This window comes from Pseudomonas sp. OG7 (genome assembly GCF_014192825.1).
GTDB lineage: Bacteria > Pseudomonadota > Gammaproteobacteria > Pseudomonadales > Pseudomonadaceae > Aquipseudomonas > Aquipseudomonas monteilii.
The window spans coordinates 461,507-480,645 of sequence record NZ_JACHYK010000005.1 but is presented as its reverse complement, the minus strand read 5'-3'; the positions used below and the strand labels follow the sequence as shown (position 1 = coordinate 480,645).

Sequence of the window (19,139 nt, the reverse complement as noted above, 5' to 3'; positions counted from 1 at the left end):
GCATGGCACGATATCGCGTTGTACAAACAAGGCGGTCGCGCGCGGCTGTAACAGGCGTTACTGGCCAAAAACAAACGTAGGAGCGAGCGTAGCTCGCGATGCGCCGCGCGGGCGGCGCTCGATTTCCGCCGCCCCGCAAAACCTAAGGCGAACCCTAACCCTACAACCCCTCCAGCTCGGCCATCAGGTCACTGAGCCGGTCGACCTTGTCGTCATCCAGCGCACTGCCCTGCAACCCCTGCACATACTCGGCCAGCTCCTCCACCGTGCTGCACTCGAACATCGCCCGCAGTGGCACGTTCAGTTGCAGCTGTTTCTGCACCCGCGAAGCGATCTGCGTGGCCAGCAACGAATGCCCGCCCAACTCGAAGAAGTTGTCGCGCACCCCCACCCGCTCGGTCTTGAGCACATCGGCCCAGATACCGGCCAACACTTCCTCCAGCTCGTTGCGCGGCGCCTGATAGGCCTGGCTGTGCTGGCCGCCGATGTCGATGGCGGGCAACGCCTTGCGGTCGAGCTTGCCATTGGCGTTGTGCGGCAGGTGGTCGAACCAGCCCCAGTGCAGCGGCACCATGTATTCCGGCAACTCGGCACGCAGGCGTTGCTTCACCTGCTCCAGCAGCCCGGCGTCAGCGGCGATACCCTGGTGGGCCACCAGGTAACCGACCAGATGCTTGCCATTGACGCCTTCCTGCACGCCCACCGCAGCGTCGCGGATTTCCGCCTGTTCGTGCAGGCGCGCTTCGATTTCGCCCAGCTCGATGCGGTAACCGCGGATCTTCACCTGGTGGTCGATGCGCCCGACGTACTCCAGCACTCCGTCCGGGCGCTGCCGCGCCAGATCGCCGGTGCGGTACAGGCGCTCGCCCGGCGCTCCGTAAGGATGAGGAATGAACGCCAAGGCCGTGCGCACCGGGTCGCCGACATAGCCACGGCCCACACCGGTACCCGCCACGCAAAGCTCGCCCACCGCACCCAACGGCACCAGCGCCTGGTCTTCACCAAACAGGTACAGTCGGTTGTTGTCGGTCGGTGTGCCGATCGGCAGGTAGCTGCCTTGGGTCGACGCAGCATCGACACGGAAGAACGCCACATCATCGGAGCATTCTGCCGGCCCGTAGGCATTGACCAGGCCGATGTGCGGGTAGCGTTGCAGCCACTGCGCCGCCAGCTCCGGTGGCATGGCTTCGCCGGTCGGCAGCATCCAGCGCAGGCCATCGAGGGCCTGGTGGTCGTTGGCCAGCATGCCTTGAATCAGCGATGGCACGCTTTCCAGCACAGTGATGCCGGTAGCCTGCACATGTGCCAGCAGGCCCTGCGGGTCATGGGCGATGGCGTTCGGCACAATCTCCACCTTGGCCCCGAACAACGGTGCGGCGAGGAACTGCCACACCGAAATGTCGAAGCTTTGCGAGGCAGTCTGGGCGATCACGTCCTGCTCGCTCAGCGCCAGGTACGGCACCTTGCTCAGCTGGTTGTTGAGCATGCCGCGCTGCTCCACCATCACCCCTTTTGGCAGGCCGGTGGAGCCTGAGGTGTAGATCACATAGGCCAGGTTGTCCGGGCCACTGTGAATGCCTGGGTTATGGCTGGCAACCTGACTCGCCTGGATGTCTTCCCACACCAGCAACTGTGGCCGTACCGCAGCCTCCAGTTCGCCCAGCAGTTGCCGACCTTGCTCGGCACAGGCCGCGCTGCACACCAGCACCGGGGTACGGCTGAGCTGGATGATGCTTTGCAGGCGCGCCGCCGGCAGGCCCGGGTCCAGTGGCAGGTAGCCCGCACCGGCCTTGAAGCTGCCAACGATCATGCCCAGCAGCGGCAAGCCGCGCTCGGCCAGCAGCGCCACCGGTTGGTCCACGCTCACACCCGCTGCGATCAGGGCGTGGCCCAGGCGGTTGGCTGCCAGGTTCAGCCCGGCATAGTCGTAGGACGCTTCCAGGCAGCGGGCCACGGTACGTTCCGGGTGCGCGGCCACCTGCGCTTCGAACAGCGCAATGTAACTGTGCTCCAGCGGGTAGTCGCGGTCGGTGCGGTTGCAGTCTTCCAGCAGGAAGCGCTGTTCTTCTGCCCCCAGCAGCGGCAGTTCGCTTACCTCACCCTCGAAGCCTTGCACCAGCGCCAGCAGTAGGCGCTTGAACTCGGCCAGCAGGCGCTCGACGGTCGGGAAGTCGAAGTAGCGCTGGTCGAACGACAGGTGCAGGCCAAGGTCGTCGCCCGGGTAGCACACTGCCGTCAGCGGGAAGTTGGTGTGGGTACGGCCCGAATCGGAACTGGCATTCAGGTGCTGGGCATGGTCGAGCACGGCGGTTTCCACCGGGGCGTTCTCGAACACGAACAGGCTGTCGAACAGCGGCTGGCCTTTGGGCAGCTCGCTGCACTCCTGAATCGCCACCAGCGGCAGGTATTCGTACTCGCGCAGCTCCATGTTGCTTTGCAGCAGGCCTTGCAGCCACTGGCGCACACTGCGGCGCTCACCGGCTTCCGGCAACTGCACGCGCAAGGCAACGCTGTTGATGAACAGGCCGACGGTGCGCTGCATCTGCGGCATGCTCACCGGGCGCCCGGCCACGGTCACGCCAAAGGCCACATCGCGGTCGCCGCTGTAACGCGCCAGCACCAAGGCCCAGGCCGCCTGGGCGAAGGTGTTGACGGTGAGCTGGTGGGCCTGGGCCAGTTCGCGCAGGCGCACGCCATCACTGGCGTCAAGGCGGGTGTAGCAATCGCCCACCACCATGCCGCTGCCGGCGTGGTCATGGCGCAGCGGGCGGTCACTCGAGATGGCAGTGGCGCGCTCGAAACCGGCCAGGTTCGCCTGCCACCAGGCGCGTGCATCGTCCAGGCCCTGGCGTTGCAGCCAGCCGATGTAGTCGCGGTAACGTGGCGGCACCGGCAGTTGGGCCTGACGGCCTTCGCCAAGGGCCTGGTACACCTCGAAGAAGTCGTTCATCAACAGCGAGCGGCACCAGGCATCGATCAGGATGTGGTGGTTGCTCATCATGAACCAGTAGCGCTCGTCGGCCACGCGCACCAGGCGCAGGTGGAACGGCGCCTCGCTGAGCAGGGCGAACCCGGCCTCGCGCTCCTGCTTGTGCAGGGCTTGCAGGCGCTGCTCCTGAGCGTCGTCCGCGAGGCCGCGCCAGTCTTGGTAATCCACCGCCAGGTTGCCCGGTTTGTGAATGATCTGCAGCATCGCCTCGCCGCTGTTCCAGCTGAACGATGCGCGCAACGCTTCGTGGCGCGCCACCACGGCCTGCCAGGCCTGGGCGAAACGCTCGGGGTCCAGGGCGCTGTTGATGCGGTAGCGGTCCTGCATGTAGTACAGGCCCGTGCCCGGCTCCAGCAGGGTGTGCAGCAGCATGCCTTCCTGCATTGGCGTCAGCGGGTAGACGTCTTCGATCTGTGCTGCTGGTACAGGCAGCGTGTCGATCTGCTCCTGGCTAAGGTGTGCCAGCGGGAAGTCCGACGGGGTGAAGCTGCCGTTGCCATCGGCCAGGCAATGAGCGACCAGCGCCAGCAGCTCCTGGCGGTAGGCCTCGGCCAACGTTGCGATGGTGCGTTCGTCGTAGCGTTCGGCACTGAAGGTCCAGCGCAGTTGCAAGGCACCGCCATACACCTGGCCATCGACGCTCAGCCAGTTGGGCAGCGGTGCGTCGAGGTCATGCGCCAAGCCGGCCGGGGCTTCCAGCGGCTGGAACAGCGCCGCGCTGTCGAACTGCTGGTCGAACTGGCCCAGGTAGTTGAAGGTGATGCGCGCCTGCGGCAAGGCCGCCATCTGCTCGCGCCCTTGCGGGTCGGCCAGGTAGCGCAGCACGCCGTAGCCCAGGCCTTTGTGCGGCACCTGACGCAGTTGTTCCTTGATGCGCTTGATCGAACCGGCCCGCGCCGCATCGTCCTCGCCTGGCTGTGGGCGCAGGCTGAGCGGATACGCGTTGGTGAACCAACCGACGCTACGGGTCAGGTCCATGTCTTCGAACAACCCGTCACGGCCATGGCCTTCAAGCTGCACCAGCACTTCCTCATCGCCGCTCCAGCGGCACAAGGCTCGCGCCAGCGCCGTCAGCAGCAGGTCGTTGACCTGGGTGTGGTAGGCCGCCGGGGCCTGTTGCAGCAGTTGCCGGGTCTGCTCCACATCCAGGCCGATGGCCAGGGTGTGGGCGTGGCGGTGCAGGTTGCCGCCTTGCGGGTGGTCGCACGGCAACTCGCGGCGCACGCCACCCAGCTGGCCTTGCCACCAGCCCAGTTCGTCACGCAGCGAATCGCTGCCCGCGTAGCTGGCCAGGCGCGCGGCCCAGTCGCCCATGGCGTGGGTCTTGGCCGGCAGCGGCTGGCCACGGTACAACGCCTGCAGGTCTTCCAGCAGTACCCGCCAGGACACGCCATCGACCACCAGGTGATGAATCGCCAGCAACAGGCGCTGACTGCCCTGCCCGTCACGCACCAGCAAGGCACGCAGCAGCGGGCCCTGTTGCAGGTCGAGGCTGCGCTGCAAGTCGGTGTACAGCGGCTGGCAATCGGCAAAGTCGGCGACCGTGGCGGTCCACAGCAGTTGCTCGGCGGCTGGCTGGGCGTACTCGGCCTGCCAGCGACCACGGGCCTCGCTGAAGCGCAGGCGCAAGCTGTCGTGGTGCTCGAGCAGTGCGGCCAAGGCCTGCGCCAGCGCATTCTCATCCAGCGATTGACGCGCCTCCAGCAACACCGCCTGGTTCCAGTGCTGCGGCTGCGGCACTTCGCTGTCGAAGAACCAGTGCTGGATCGGCGTCAGGCCGACCTGGCCCTGGCGCTGGCCCTGCTCGATGGTGCTCACGGCTTCGCTGTGCTTCACCACCGCTGCCAAGGTCTGGATGGTCTGGTGCTGGAACAGGTCGCGCGGGGTGAATTGCAAGCCGGCCTGGCGGGCCCGGCTGACCACCTGAATCGACAGGATCGAGTCGCCGCCCAGTTCGAAGAAGTTGTCTTGCACGCCAACCTGGGCCACGTTGAGCACATCGCGCCAGATCTGCGCCAGTTGCGCCTCCACTTCGTTGCCGGGGGCCTGGTATTGCTGGCGGGCCTGTTCCAGATCGGGCAGCGGCAGGGCACGACGGTCGAGCTTGCCGTTACCCATCAGCGGCAGGCTTTCGAGCAGCACCAGGTGCGCAGGCACCATGTAGTCCGGCAGGTGCTGGCGGGCATCGGCTTTCACCGCGTTGCGCAACACGTTTTGCGCCTCGCTACCGGCAGCCGCCTGCTTGCACACCAGGTAACCCACCAGTTGCTTGCCACCGGGCAAGTCGAGGGCCAGCACCACAGCCTCGTCGACATCGGCATGCGCCTGCAGGCGGCTTTCGATTTCGCCCAACTCGATGCGGAAGCCGCGAATTTTCACCTGCTGGTCGGCACGGCCGACGTACTCCACCAGGCCATCCGTGCCCAGGCGTACCAGGTCGCCGGTGCGGTACAGGCGCCCGCCTTCGGTGTTGAACGGGTCGGCGACGAAGCGCTCGGCGCTGAGGCCCGGGCGGTCGTGGTAACCCTGGGCCAGGCCGGCACCGCCGACATACAGCTCGCCAATGCCGCCCTGTGGCAACAAGGCCAGGTCTTCGTCGAGGATGTAAGCAGTACGGCTACCAATGACGCGGCCGATCGGCACGCTGCCCAGCTCTGCCGGCAGCGTTTGGGGCGCCAGGCAGGCCAGCGGCATGACCACGGTCTCGGTTGGGCCGTAGGCGTTGAAGAACTGCTGCGGCGCAAAGGCCTGGCGAATACGCTGCAGGTGCTCGCCAGTCAGCGCTTCGCCACCGGTAATCACCAGGCGCACCGCCAGTTGTTCGCCGTGCCCGCCCAGATACTGGGCCAACTGGCTGCCATAGCTGGGGGTAAAGCCCAGAATGCTTACCTGCTGATCACGTACCAGCTGGCAGATCTCTTCGGCACCCCACTGCCCCTGGGCGCGCAGCACCACGCGGGCACCGCACAGCAGCGGCACCCACAGGCGCTCGCTGGCCGCGTCGAAGTTGATCGAATAGAAATGCAGCTCGCAGTCATCGCTGCGCATGCCGAATGCGGCAATCACCGCCTGACAATGCATGGCGAATTCGCCGTGGCTGACCACCACGCCCTTGGGCTTGCCGGTAGAGCCGGAGGTGTAGATCAGGTAGGCCTGGTGCTGCGGCAGGCTGACGTTGTCGAGCGGTGCATCGCTGTAGGCCGACAGGCTGGCGGCATCGTCTTCCAGGCTCCAGCGGGCCACGCCTTCAGGCAGCTCGCCCAGGGTTTGCAGCAGCTCGCGCTGGCTGATCAGCAAGCCAATGCGGCTGTCTTCGATCATGTAGCGCAGGCGGTCGAGCGGGTACTCCGGGTCCAGCGGCACATAGGCGCCGCCCGCCTTGAGGATGGCCAGCAGGCCGACGACCATTTCCAGCGAGCGCTCCAGCGCCAGGCCCACGCGTACCTGCGGACCGACACCGCGCTCACGCAAGGCGCGGGCCAGGCGGTTGGCCTGCTGGTCGAGCTCGGCGTAGGTCATGTGCTGGCCGGCGAAGGTCAGCGCACCCGCCTGTGGCGTGCGTGCCGCCTGGGCGGCGAACAGGCCATGCAACGTGTGGTCAAGGTCGAAGTCCTGCTCACCCTGCAACTGCTCCACCAACACCTGCTGCTCGGCGCTGCTCAGCATCGGCAGCTCGCACAGGCGCTGTTGCGGGTTGTCCAGCAGACCGACCAGCAGTTGTTGCCAGTGCTCGGCCATCCGCGCGATGCGTGGCTCGTCGAACAGGTCGCGGCTGTAGGTCAGGCAGCAGCCCAGGCGGCCGTCGAGGTCGGTCACCTCCAGGTACAGGTCGAACTTGGTGGCGCTGGCGTCGTTGACCAGGTAATCCACCTGCATGCCGGCCAGCGTACGGCTTTGCTGGAAGGCCCAGCGCTGCACGTTGCACATCACCTGGAACAGCGGGTTGTAGGCACTGCTGCGCGGTGGCTGCAAGGCCTCGACCAGCTGGTCGAACGGCAGGTCCTGGTGCGACTGGCCTTCGATGGCGGCCTGGCGCATCTGCTCCAGCAGTTCGCTGGCGGTCATCTGCCCGTCCAGCTCGCAACGCAGCACCTGGGTGTTGAGGAAGGCGCCAATCAGGCCTTCACTTTCCGGGCGAATGCGGTTGGCCACCGGCGCGCCAATGCGCAGGTCTCGCTGGCCGCTGTAGCGGTGCAGCAAGGCGGCCAGGGTGGCGGTCATGGTCATGAACAGGGTCAGGCCGCGCTGGCTGTTGAAGGCATGCACGCGAGCGACCAATGCCGGGTCGAGCTCGAAGCGGTACAGCTCGCCACGGTGGCTTTGCACGGCCGGGCGCGGGCGGTCGGCGGGCAATGCCAGCACCGGGTGTTCGTCGCCTAAGCGAGCCTTCCAGTAATCCAGCTGGCGGGCCCCCTCGCCGCTTTCCAGCCACTGCCGTTGCCACACGCTGTAGTCCAGGTATTGCACCGGCAGCGGCGCCAGCGGCGATTCGCGGTCATCGACAAAGGCCTCGTACAGTTCGCCCAGTTCGCGGGCGAAGATGTCCATGGCCCAGCCTTCGGTGACGATGTGGTGCAGGGTCAGCACGAAGAAGTGCTCACGCTCCTCGGCCTTGACCAGGCAGGCGCGCAGCAGCGGGCCACGCTCCAGGTCAAACGGCTGGTGCGCCTGGTCGTCAGCCAGTTGTTGCAGGCGTTGCCGGCGGGCATCGGCGGGCAAGGCGCTGAAGTCTTGCCAGTCCAGTTGCAGGCCGCTGTCTTCGGCCACGCACTGGTACGGCACACCGTCGATGCTGGGGAAGGTGGTGCGCAGGGTTTCGTGGCGCACGATCAGCGCCTGCAATGCACGCTCGAAGGCGTCTACATGCAGGGTGCCGCGCAGGCGCGCCATGCCGCCGACGTTGTAGGCCGGGCTGTCCGGCTCCATTTGCCAGAGGAACCACATGCGCTGCTGCGAATACGACAACGGTACGGCCTGACGGCGGTCGACACGGGCGATTTCGCTTTGCAGGTTGCGCTCGCCGGCGGCGCGGATGCGTTCGATCTCGGCACAGAACGCGCCCAGCTCGCTGGCTTCGAACAAGGCCTTGAGCGGCAGCTCGACGTCACAAGCCTGGCGGCTGCGCGAGACGATCTGGGTGGCCAGCAGCGAGTGCCCGCCCAGGGCGAAGAAGTCGTCCTGCAGGCCGACACGCGGCAGCTTCAGCACCTCACGCCAAATGGCAGCGACCTGCTGTTGCAGTTCGGTTTTTGGCTCGACGTGTTCGCGTTGCTGCCACACCGGTGCCGGCAGCGCCTTGCGGTCGACTTTACCGCTGGGGCCCAGTGGCATCTGTGCCAGCGGGATGAGTTGCGCCGGCACCATATAGGCCGGCAGTTGCTCAGCCAGCACCGCCAGCAACTCGACGGGTTGGGCACTGCCGCTGTAATAGCCGACCAGTTGCGCGCCGACGGCATCCTTGTGAATCAATACCAGTGCCTGCTCGACACCGGCCTGGGCCAACAGGCAGGCCTGTACTTCCTCAGGCTCGACACGGAAGCCGCGCACCTTCACCTGCTGGTCGAGGCGACCGAGGTACTCCAGGGCCTCAAGCTGAACCTGCCAGCGGGCGCGGTCGCCGCTGCGGTACAGGCGTTCGCCATTGCCGTCGGCCTGGGGCACGAAGCGTTCGGCGGTAAGGCCGGGGCGGCCCAGATAGCCACGGGCCAGGCCTGCGCCACCGAGGTACAGCTCGCCCGGTACGCCGGGAGCCGTCAGCTCCAGCTCATCGTCCAGCACGCGGCACAGCACATTGCCCAACGGGCGGCCGATGGGCGAGCGCTCGCCATCCGCCACCTGGCAGTGCCAGTGGGTAACGTTGATGGCGGTTTCGGTCGGGCCATAGCGGTTGTGCAGTTGCACCTGCGGCAGCACTTGCAATACGCGGTCGCGCAAGGCGGCAGACAGCGCTTCGCCGCCCGAGAACACGCGGCGCAGGCTGTTGCAGGCGGCCACCTGCGGCTCCTGGACGAACACTTGCAACAGCGGCGGCACGAAGTGCAGCGTGGTCACGCCATGGGCCTGTACCAGCGCAGCGATGCGCTGCGGGTCGCGGTGCTCGCCGGGGCCGGCCAGTACCAGCTTGCAACCGGTGACCAGCGGCCAGAAGCATTCCCATACCGATACGTCGAAGCTGATTGGCGCCTTCTGCATCAATACATCGCTGTCGTTCAGCGCGTAGGTGGTCTGCATCCACTGCAAGCGTTCGGCCAGTGCCGCATGGGTGTTGCCCACGCCTTTGGGCTGGCCGGTGGAGCCGGAGGTGTAGATCACGTAGGCCAGGTTGTCGCCGTGCAGGTGCAGGCCGGGCGCGTGGCTGGGCCAGCTGTCCAGGTGCAACTGGTCGAGGGCAATGGCGCTGACGCCGTCGACCTGTGGCAGCTTGCCCAGCAGGCTGCTGTGGCTCAGCAACAGGCCGGCGTTGCAGTCGGCGAGCATGTAAGCCAGGCGTTCGGCCGGGTAGTCGACATCCAGCGGCACGTAGGCGCCGCCGGCCTTGAGGATGGCCAGCAGGCCAACCAGCAACTGCGGCGAACGCTCGATGGCAATGGCTACGCAGGTGTCGGGGCCGACGCCTTTGTCACGCAGGTAATGGGCCAGGCGGTTGCCCTGCTGGTGCAGCTCGGCGTAGTCGAGGCTGCCGCCGTCCCAGGCCAGCGCTGTGCGCTGCGGGGTCAGTCGGGCCTGTTCGTTAAGCTGCTCGACCAGCAGCCGTTGCGGCGCGATGGCCGGCGCCTGGCCCCAGCTCAGCAGCTGCGCTCGGCCAGCCTCGTCCAGCAATTGCACCTCGCCCAAGGCCCGCTGTGGCGCAGCACTGACTTGCTCCAGCAGCGCCAGCAAGTGATGGGCCAGGCGTTTGACAGTGCTGACGTCGAACAGCTCGGCGGCATAGTCGAAGGCCAGGCTCAGGCGGCCCTGGTGGTCTTCTTCACTGTGCAACTGCAAGTCGAACTTGGCTTCGCGGCTGTGCCACGGCAGCTCCTCGGCCAGCAGGCCCGGCAGGCGACGCAAGGCCGACAGGTCGCGCTGCTGGTGGTTGAACATGACCTGGAACAGGCCCTGCTCGCGTGCTTCGGGCAGGGCTTCGACCAGCTGTTCGAACGGCAGGTCCTGGTTGGCCTGGGCGTCCAGGGTGGCTTGGCGCACCTGGGCCAGCAGCTGCGTGAACGGCAGGCGGCCGTCGAGCTGTGCGCGCAGCACCTGGGTGTTGATGAAGAAGCCGACCATGCCTTGGGTTTCCAGGCGCGGGCGGTTGGCGTTGGGCACGCCGACGCGGATGTCGGCCTGGCCGCTGTAGCGGTGCAGCAGCGCCTGCCAGCCGGCCAGCAGGACCATGAACAGGCTGGCCTGTTGTTCGCGGGCCAGGCCCTTGAGTGCTTCGGCGAGCTTGGCCGGCACCTTGAGGTTGAAGCGTGCGGCGCTGTGCTCGCGCTGGCTGGCACGGGGGTGGTCGGTGCACAGATCTAGCGCCGGCAGGTCATCACCCAACTGTGCCTTCCAGTACTGCAATTGGCGTTCGGCTTCACCGTCGGCCAACCATTGTCGCTGCCAGGTGCCATAGTCGGCGTAACCCAGGGTCAGCGGCGCCAGGCTGGTCTCCAGGCCTTGGCAGCGGGCGGCGTACAGCTTGGCGAATTCATCCAGCAGGATGTTCAGCGACCAGCCGTCGGCGACGATGTGGTGCAGGGTCACCCACAGCTGGTGGTCTTCGTCGCCCAGCCGGGCCAGGGTCACGCGCAGCAACGGGCCTTGGGTCAGGTCGAACGGCTGACGGGCTTCGGCTTCACGCTGGGCGCTGACCTGCTCTGCGGCCTGGCCTTCGAGGTCCAGGCGGCGCAGGCTGAACGGCTGTTGCGGCAGGATACGCTGCAGGGCCTGGCCGTCTTCTTCACTGAAGACGGTACGCAGGGATTCGTGGCGTGCCACCAGCGCCTGGAAGGCAGCCTCCAGCGCGCTTTCATCCAGCTCGCCACGCAGCTGCAGGCCGGCCGGAATGTTGTAGGCTGCCGATTGTGGCTCCAACTGCCACATCAGCCACAAGCGGTTTTGCGCCAGCGACTGGGGCAAGGCGTGGCCGCGTTCCAGGGTTGCGATAGTGGCGCCTTCAGCAGCGCCCTGCGCGATGATCGACGCCACAGCGCTACTGTAATCGGCCAGCACCGGCGCTTCGAACAGGGTGCGCAGGCTCAGGTTGATACCCAGCTCATCGGCCAGTCGGGCGGTGGCCTGGGTGGCGGCGATGGAGTTGCCGCCCAGCAGCAGGAAGTGGTCGTGCGCCGCAATCGCCTCGACCTTGAGGATGTCGCGCCACACCGCAGCGATGCGTGCCTGCAGTTCATCGGCAGCACCCGCGCCTGTAGCGGCTTCGCTCACATCCGGGAAGCGGGCATAGCAGTCCAGGCTGCCATCGTCCATGCGCAGGCGGCAGGCCGAGCGCTGCAGCTTGCCACTGGAGGTCTTGGGCAGCGCGCCGGGGTTCAGCAGCAGGACCACGGCAGGGGCCTGGCGGCAGGCATCGGCGATTACCTGGCGCAGGGTCTTGATGAGGTCCTGGGGCTTGATTGCCTTTTGCACGTTGCGGCTGATCTCCACCGCCACGCCGATGCCCTCCTCGCCCTGATGCTCGACAGCGAACACGGCCACCCGGCCTTTGCGCAGTACTTCAACTTCACGCTCGAGGGTTTTCTCCAGGTCCTGCGGGTAGAGGTTCTGCCCACGCACGATCAGCATGTCTTTCAGGCGCCCGGTGACGAACACCTCGCCCTCGCGCATAAAGCCCAGGTCGCCGGTGCGCAGCCAGGTCTGGCCGTCCATTTCAACGAAGGTGCGGGCGCTGGCTTCGGGGTTGCGCCAGTACCCCCGGGCGATGCTCGGCCCGCCAGCCCAGATTTCACCCACCTGGTTATCGCCCAGCACCTGCAGTTGCCGGGGCTCGACGATGCGCACGGCGTGCCCGGGCTGCGGGTAGCCGCAGCTCATCAGCACGCTGCCCTGGCCCGGTTGGGCACGGTTGGCGGCGAAGGCTTCGGCGTCCAGCTCCAGCGCGGCGATACCCTGGCCGCGGCGGCTGCCGCTGACGAACAGGGTGGCTTCGGCCAGGCCGTAGCTGGCGAAGAAACTGGACGCATCGAAACCGCAGGCCTGGAACTTGTCGGCGAAGGTGGCCAGGCTGTCCTGGCGGATCGGTTCGGAGCCGGAATAGGCCACGCGCCAGCGGCTCAGGTCGAGCCCGGCCAACGAGGCCTCGCTGACCCTTTCGCTGCACAGGCGGTAGGCGAAATCGGGGCCGCCGCTGATGGTGCCACCGTACTCGCTGATGGCCTGCAACCAGCGCAGTGGCCGGGCCAGGAAGTAGCCCGGCGACATCAGCACGCACGGCACGCCGCTGAAAATTGGCTGCAGCAGGCCACCGATCAGGCCCATGTCGTGATAGAGCGGCAGCCAGCTGACGATCACGTCGTCGGGGTTGAGGTCGATGCCGAAGCCTTGGCGGATCAACTGTTCGTTGGCCACCAGGTTGCCATGGCTGACCTGCACGCCCTTGGGCAACGCGGTGGAGCCCGAGGTGTATTGCAGGAAGGCGATGTCATCGCCCTTCAGCGTGGGCGCGCGCCAGTTCGCCGCCAGCGCCGGGTCCAGGCCGTCCACCGCCAGCAGTTCGGGGGCGTTGTGCGCCGCCAGCGCTTCCAGGCCCTGCAGGTTTTCGTGCAACGCCGTCACGGTCAACAGCAGGCGTGGTTCGGCATCGGCGATGATCGACAGCAGGCGTTCCTGGTGGTGCTGACGTGCAGACTCCGGCGGGTAGGCCGGCACCGCGATCACGCCCGCATACAGGCAGCCAAAGAACGCTGCCACATAATCCGGGCCACTGGGGAACAACAACACCGCACGGTCGCCGAAGCTGGCACGGGCCTGCAGGGCGGCGGCGATGGTGCGCGCGCGCTGGTCGAGGTCCCGATAGCTGAGCACCGCCTGCTCGCCAGGGGCGTCGGCCAGAAAGCGCAAGGCTACCTTGTCCGGGGTCTGTGCGGCGCGTTGCGCCAGAGCCTGGACCAGCGAGAGCGGGAGTTCGAAGGCGTCCGTCATGGGGTGTTCCTGCCAGTGTCTGGTTGAGTCGGGCCGGCTGCAACGCGAACGTGGCGGGCAGCAATTGGCGACCAAGGATGTACACAGGGGAACGGATGGGCGGGGGCAGAAATTAACGGGACAGAGGCCCGCGCCCTTAGAACTGAAAGATACAGATACTAATTACGTTTCGTATTTGACAATCATTATCATTCTGAATAGCTTGTCGCACGTCGTAGGAAGCTTCCCAACCTTGGGTGCCTCCTTTCCCCTCTGTGACAAGGTGATTTCCATGGCGGAACAACTATCCACAAGTAAGTGCGATTCACCATTACTGCAGGCCTTCGTCGACAACCGCAGCATCCTGGTCAAGATCGCTGCGCGCATTACCGGCTGCCGCTCGCGTGCCGAAGATGTGGTGCAGGACGCCTTCTTCCGGCTCAGCGCCGCCCCGCAGATCACATCGTCGTTCAAGGCGCAGCTCAGCTACCTGTTCCAGATCGTGCGCAACCTGGCGATCGACCATTACCGCAAGCAGGCGATGGAGCTGAAATACTCCGGCAGCGAGGAGGAAGGCCTGAATGTGGTCATCCAGAACGCCTCGCCCGAAGCCACGCACATCAACCTCGCCGCGCTGGATGACATCGCCGAGGCGCTGAACGAGCTGCCGCAGCGCACCCGCTACGCCTTCGAGATGTACCGCCTGCATGGCGTGCCGCAGAAAGACATCGCCAAGGAGCTGGGCGTGTCGCCGACACTGGTCAACTTCATGATCCGCGATGCACTGGTGCATTGCCGCAAGACGGCCAATCGCCAAGGCTGATCTTATGGGGCCGCTAAGCGGCCCCATGGCCCTCAAGCCAGTTTGCAGCGATCGAAGAAGCGTTCCCGCCCCAGAATCATCAACGCCGCCCGCTTGTGCGGGAAGTCGAACTCCTTGTCGCAATGGAAGCACTGGTCCTGCATGTAGCCGATCATCTTGCCGTTGTCGGCGCGCGGCTCAGCCACCACCCGCTGGGTACGCGGGTCATCCAGGAACAGGTAGTGCACCAGCGCCGACAGCCAGCTGGCCACTTTGTGTGGCCCGCGATGGCTCTCTTCGCCGACCAGCATGTGGATGCCACGGTCGTAATCATCGGCCGGGTAGAACGGAGCAATGCGGTCTTCCTTGGCCCAGTACGCCTCGAAGTAGGCAAACGGCTGGTCATCAAAGCAGCCGATCAGCGTCAGGGTATGCGGGTCGGCTTCGAGTTTGTCCAGGTATTCACGGTGCTGCGCCAGCGTACCGCCCTCCTGCCAGAATGCCTCTACCCGTGGGTTGTTCTGCCAGCGGTTGAAACGCTCCAGGTCGTGCTCGATCTCCAGGGTGCGCAACGACACCCAACTGCCCAGGCGCGCATCGAAGCGCCGGTACACCTCACCACGCGGCTTGGGCGCGCGGCGTGGGTGGCGTTTGCCGTTGCTGATCTGCATCTGCTGCGGGTACACCGCCGCCACCGACTCCCCCAGCCAAGGCTGTGGCAACTGCCAGAACAACGACCGCTCGCACAGGTATTGGCCAGGCTGCTCGCCCACCCGCAGCAAACCACAAGCCAGCGCCTGAGGCTGTGCATCCGGCAAGTGCCAGACCAGGCGCTGGCAGGCCGTGTCGCGAGACAGCAACCAGTAACAGGCAGCCCACAAGGCCTGGTACGGGCGCTCGGGGCATAGGCGTTCAAGGTGAACATGCAAGGTGGCACCGGCCTCCAGGCGCACCTGGATCAACGGCCGGCCTTCAAGGGTAAGGCTCAGCCAGCCGCCCCCCTCCTCGGCACTGAGGTGGCGCCAGCGTGGCGGTGACAGGGGCTGCGAAGCGGCATCGAACGGCATGGGCTTGACTCACGAAAATGAAGAAAAGGCTCACTGCTGAGAACGTTGCCGTGGCGCATGAATTTAGTCTTTCGGGGCCGAAACCGTGATGCGGTAAGGCTCGAAGATCCGTGCCAGCTCACCGCTGTCACGCAGGTCTCGCAGCAAGCCGGCGAACGACTGCTCGCCGATAGGTGCCCCCGGGCGTAGCAAGGCGTAGTGGTGATACACCTGGTCAATGCGTTGCGAAGGCACCAGCTGCGCCTTGCTGGCCGGGTTGCGCGCCATGAAGTCGCTGAGGTAGGAGCGTGTGACCAGGGCGATGTCGGCGCGACCGGCCTGTACCATCAGCAGGTTGCTGTCATGGGAGTACGTCAAGGTCGCGTTGTACGCCTTGCGCAGGTAGTCCGGGTCGGAGTTGAAACGGGCGAACGCGTAGTGGTAGCCGTTGAACAAGGCCAGGCGTTTGCCACTCAGGTCGTCGAAGTAACGCGGGTCACGGCCATTGGCCTGGCGGGCGACGAACACTTCGGCATCTTCCAGGCCCATGTCCACGGTCTGGTGGGCAATCTGCTCCCAGCCCCATTGCGGGTTCTCGAAAATGGCCATGTCGGTGCGGCCCTGCTGGAAGTCACCAAAACGCCGCTGGATGGACGTGGGCACCAGGACAAAGTGGTAACCCTGTTGCAAGCGGTTGAGTGCGTCGACCAACTGCGGCAGCAGGCCGGTGTCCGCCCCCTGTTCGGGGCGTACCGTGTAAGGCGGGAAGTGCGCAGCGCCGATCTTCACCTCGACGGCATCTGCGGCCCATGCCGGCACCGCCAACCAATACACGGCCAGCAGCATCAGGGAGGACAGGGCCTTGAGGCCGGGCGCTGGAGTCAAGACGGACACTCATCACGGTTCATGCCTGGGTCCGTCTAAGCTAGGCGTTTTCCCTTGGCGGCACAACTGCCGGTTCCCAGTCTTTGTGCCAAAGCAGGCGGCAAAATGCCATAGGGTGCCGTATGCCCAGACATTGGCTACGCTCTAGCAGGATCTGCAAGGGAGCCTGGTATGGGCCATTGGTTGGTGATCGACCTGGAAGCCACCACCGACGATGGTGGGTGGCCGGTCACAGAGATGGAAATCATTGAAATCGGCGCAAGCCTGGTCACCCGCGAAGGCCGCGAGGTCGACCATTTCCAGCGTTTTGTGCGGCCACGGCGGCGTCCGCAGCTTACCCCGTTCTGCCGTGAGCTGACGCACATCAGCCAGGCCTGCGTGGACGGCGCCGCACCGTTTCACGAGGTGTGGGCAAGTTTCGAGCGCTGGCTCGGGCACCACCGTGGGCAGCTTCAGGCCTGGGTCAGCTGGGGCGACTACGACCGCCAGCAACTGCACCAGGAATGGCAGCAGCACGGGCTCGACAGCCTGCTGCGCACCCTGCCGCACATCAACCTCAAACAGCGCTTTGCCAAAGCCCGCCACCTGCAACGCCCCACGGGTTTGAACGGGGCCTTGCAACTGGCCGGCATGCACTTTTGCGGGCAGCAGCACAGGGCGCTGGAAGACGCGCGCAATACGGCGCGGTTGCTGCCGCTGACGCTCCCCGCCAATCGCCCCTGAAAGCAGATGACGCAGGCAATGGGCTTGGGCATACTGGCCAGCTCTTTTTCATCACCCTGTTCAGGAGTCGCCCATGTTCCAGGTCAACGAGTACTTCAACGGCACCGTCAAGTCGATCGCATTCGCGGGCGAAGAAGGCCCGGCCACTGTCGGCGTGATGGCCCCGGGCGAATACGAGTTCGGTACCGCCAAACGCGAGATCATGCATGTGGTGTCGGGTGCGCTGACCGTGAAGCTGCCAGGCAGCGACAACTGGGAAACCTTCAAGGCGGGCGACAAGTTCAATGTACCGGCTGACAGCAAGTTCCAGCTGCAGGTGAAAGTGGATACCGCCTACCTGTGCGAGTACCGCGACTAAGCCGTAGCCCGATCCGGCCTCTTCGCGGGCTAGCCCGCGAAGAATCCAGCATTAACAACCCTTCAGGAATGCCGCAACCTTTTCAGCCGCCGCCTGCAAATGCTGCTCATGGCTGAACCCCGAAGCCTTCAACGGCTTCAGGTCATGGTCCCCCGCCACTAGCCAGCTCACCTCGATCGCCGGCGACAACGCATACCCTGCCACCGCCTCACGGTTGCCCAGCGCATCGCGCTCGCCCTGCACGATCAACGTCGGTGTTTTCAACCCGGCCAGGTGCTCCACGCGCGGCTTCTCGGGTTTACCCACCGCGTAGAACGGATAGCCCAGGCACACCAGCGCATCCGCACCCAGTTCGTCGGCCAGCAGGCTGGCCATGCGCCCGCCCATGGACTTGCCACCCACCGCCAACCTGCCCGCGACCAAAGGTCGCACCTGCCGGTACACCTCGCGCCAGCATTCCAGTAACACTTTCTGCGGGTTCGGCGGCCGCTTGCCACCGGTAACCCTGCGCTCGGCCATGTACGGGAACTCGAAGCGCACGACCGCCACGCCAAGTGCCGCAAGCCTTTGCGCCATTTCGTCCATGAACCCGCTGTCCATCGGCGCACCGGCGCCATGGGCCAGGATCAGGCAGCCCTTGTAGCCGTCTTTACCTTCAGCCTGTGGAGGATCGCAGCGCAAGCCTGGGACATTTCCGACCTTCGCCCATTGATCCCCGTCAATACCGGCACTTTGCCCATTAATCATGCTTGCCTCGCTGTAAAGCCTGCCAAATAACCGTGGATGGGAACCCATACATGAACACAACCAGCAGTACCGCCTATAACTACAAGGTGGTCCGCCAATTCGCCATCATGACGGTGGTGTGGGGAATCGTCGGGATGGGGCTCGGCGTCTTCATCGCCGCCCAGCTCGCCTGGCCTTCCCTCAACTTCGACCTCCCCTGGACCAGCTTCGGCCGCCTGCGCCCCCTGCATACCAATGCGGTGATCTTCGCGTTCGGCGGCTGCGCGCTGTTCGCCACCTCCTATTATTCGGTGCAACGCACCTGCCAGACCACCCTGTTCGCACCGGGCCTGGCCGCGTTCACCTTCTGGGGCTGGCAACTGGTGATCCTGCTGGCGGCCATCAGCCTGCCGCTGGGATACACCAGCTCCAAGGAATACGCCGAACTGGAATGGCCGATCGACATCCTGATCACCATCGTCTGGGTGGCCTACGCCATCGTGTTCTTCGGCACGCTGATGAAGCGCAACACCAAGCACATCTACGTGGGTAACTGGTTCTTCGGGGCCTTCATCCTGACCGTGGCGTTGCTGCACATCGTCAACAACCTGGAACTGCCGGTCAGCCTGACCAAGTCGTATTCGGTGTACGCCGGCGCTACCGACGCCATGGTGCAGTGGTGGTACGGCCACAACGCGGTGGGCTTCTTCCTGACTGCGGGCTTCCTGGGGATGATGTACTACTACGTGCCCAAGCAGGCCGAACGCCCGGTGTATTCCTATCGCTTGTCGATCGTGCACTTCTGGGCGCTGATCACCCTGTACATCTGGGCCGGCCCGCACCACCTGCACTACACCGCCCTGCCCGACTGGGCGCAATCGCTGGGCATGGTGATGTCGCTGATCCTGCTGGCACCGAGCTGGGGCGGCATGATCAACGGCATGATGACCCTGTCGGGCGCCTGGCACAAACTGCGCAGCGACCCGATCCTGCGCTTTTTGGTGGTGTCGCTGGCGTTCTACGGCATGTCCACCTTCGAAGGCCCGATGATGGCCATCAAGACGGTCAACGCCCTGTCCCACTACACCGACTGGACCATCGGCCACGTGCACGCCGGCGCCCTCGGCTGGGTGGCGATGATCTCGATCGGCGCGCTGTACCACACCATCCCGAAAGTGTTCGGCAAAGAGCGGATGTACAGCCTCGGCCTGATCAACGCGCACTTCTGGCTGGCCACCATCGGCACCGTGCTGTACATCGCCTCGATGTGGGTCAACGGCATTGCCCAGGGCCTGATGTGGCGCGCGGTCAACAGCGACGGCACGCTCACCTACTCGTTCGTGGAAACCCTGGTGGCCAGCCACCCAGGCTTTGTCGTGCGCTTCGTTGGCGGCGCGATCTTCCTCAGCGGCATGTTCCTGATGGCCTGGAACACCTGGCGCACCGTGCGTTCGCCAGCGCTTGACGTCGCCCCTGCGAACGCCCAGTTGGCTTGAGGAGAAACGC

General features: G+C 65.5%; 8 protein-coding genes. 4 read left to right on the top strand and 4 right to left on the bottom strand.

Annotation, left to right across the window (positions count from 1 at the left end; translation table 11 throughout):
* Nucleotides 1-160 precede the first annotated feature (160 nt).
* Nucleotides 161-13,114 carry a non-ribosomal peptide synthetase gene (locus tag FHW75_RS15480; protein ID WP_183674037.1) on the bottom strand — a complete coding sequence of 4,318 codons (12,954 nt, stop codon included), beginning with the start codon at nt 13,112-13,114 and terminating at the stop codon, nt 161-163.
* Nucleotides 13,115-13,385: 271 nt separating this feature from the next.
* Between FHW75_RS15480 and FHW75_RS15475 the strand changes: the two genes are divergently transcribed.
* Complete coding sequence (locus FHW75_RS15475) at nt 13,386-13,916, top strand: RNA polymerase factor sigma-70 (RefSeq protein ID WP_016711688.1); 531 nt, start codon at nt 13,386-13,388, stop codon at nt 13,914-13,916.
* A gap of 32 nt (nt 13,917-13,948) precedes the next feature.
* On the opposite strand, the gene FHW75_RS15470 is transcribed toward FHW75_RS15475, so the two are convergent.
* Both FHW75_RS15470 and FHW75_RS15465 read right to left on the bottom strand, forming a co-directional pair.
* Nucleotides 13,949-14,962, bottom strand: coding sequence for a GNAT family N-acetyltransferase (locus FHW75_RS15470; RefSeq protein ID WP_025754792.1), 1,014 nt, complete (start codon nt 14,960-14,962; stop codon nt 13,949-13,951).
* Nucleotides 14,963-15,025: 63 nt separating this feature from the next.
* Nucleotides 15,026-15,826: an ABC transporter substrate-binding protein gene (locus tag FHW75_RS15465; RefSeq protein WP_084296986.1), complete on the bottom strand. Its 801-nt coding sequence runs from the start codon at nt 15,824-15,826 to the stop codon at nt 15,026-15,028.
* A gap of 171 nt (nt 15,827-15,997) precedes the next feature.
* On the opposite strand from FHW75_RS15465, the gene FHW75_RS15460 reads away from it, so the two are divergent.
* Together FHW75_RS15460 and FHW75_RS15455 are read left to right on the top strand one after the other, a co-directional pair.
* The gene (locus FHW75_RS15460; protein ID WP_027609462.1) at nt 15,998-16,549 is read left to right on the top strand and encodes an exonuclease domain-containing protein; all 552 of its coding nucleotides are present in this window, start codon (nt 15,998-16,000) and stop codon (nt 16,547-16,549) included.
* A gap of 73 nt (nt 16,550-16,622) precedes the next feature.
* Nucleotides 16,623-16,907, top strand: a complete 285-nt coding sequence (locus FHW75_RS15455) for a pyrimidine/purine nucleoside phosphorylase (RefSeq protein WP_003259920.1) — start codon at nt 16,623-16,625, stop codon at nt 16,905-16,907.
* Between the two features lie 51 nt (nt 16,908-16,958).
* Here the strand turns inward: FHW75_RS15455 and FHW75_RS15450 are convergent, their stop codons facing one another.
* Nucleotides 16,959-17,654 carry an alpha/beta family hydrolase gene (locus FHW75_RS15450; protein WP_027615217.1) on the bottom strand — a complete coding sequence of 232 codons (696 nt, stop codon included), beginning with the start codon at nt 17,652-17,654 and terminating at the stop codon, nt 16,959-16,961.
* A 50-nt stretch (nt 17,655-17,704) separates the two neighbouring features.
* On the opposite strand from FHW75_RS15450, the gene ccoN reads away from it, so the two are divergent.
* Complete coding sequence (ccoN, locus tag FHW75_RS15445; RefSeq protein ID WP_016488335.1) at nt 17,705-19,129, top strand: cytochrome-c oxidase, cbb3-type subunit I; 1,425 nt, start codon at nt 17,705-17,707, stop codon at nt 19,127-19,129.
* The last annotated feature ends 10 nt before the right edge of the window (nt 19,130-19,139 follow it).

Bases quoted from the DNA above. Each gene is read 5' to 3' on its own strand.
- FHW75_RS15480 (WP_183674037.1), bottom strand. From the start codon at position 13,114: ATGACGGACGCCTTCGAACTCCCGCTCTCGCTGGTCCAGGCTCTGGCG.
- FHW75_RS15475 (WP_016711688.1), top strand. From the start codon at position 13,386: ATGGCGGAACAACTATCCACAAGTAAGTGCGATTCACCATTACTGCAG.
- FHW75_RS15470 (WP_025754792.1), bottom strand. From the start codon at position 14,962: ATGCCGTTCGATGCCGCTTCGCAGCCCCTGTCACCGCCACGCTGGCGC.
- FHW75_RS15460 (WP_027609462.1), top strand. From the start codon at position 15,998: ATGGGCCATTGGTTGGTGATCGACCTGGAAGCCACCACCGACGATGGT.
- FHW75_RS15455 (WP_003259920.1), top strand. From the start codon at position 16,623: ATGTTCCAGGTCAACGAGTACTTCAACGGCACCGTCAAGTCGATCGCA.
- FHW75_RS15450 (WP_027615217.1), bottom strand. From the start codon at position 17,654: ATGATTAATGGGCAAAGTGCCGGTATTGACGGGGATCAATGGGCGAAG.
- ccoN (WP_016488335.1), top strand. From the start codon at position 17,705: ATGAACACAACCAGCAGTACCGCCTATAACTACAAGGTGGTCCGCCAA.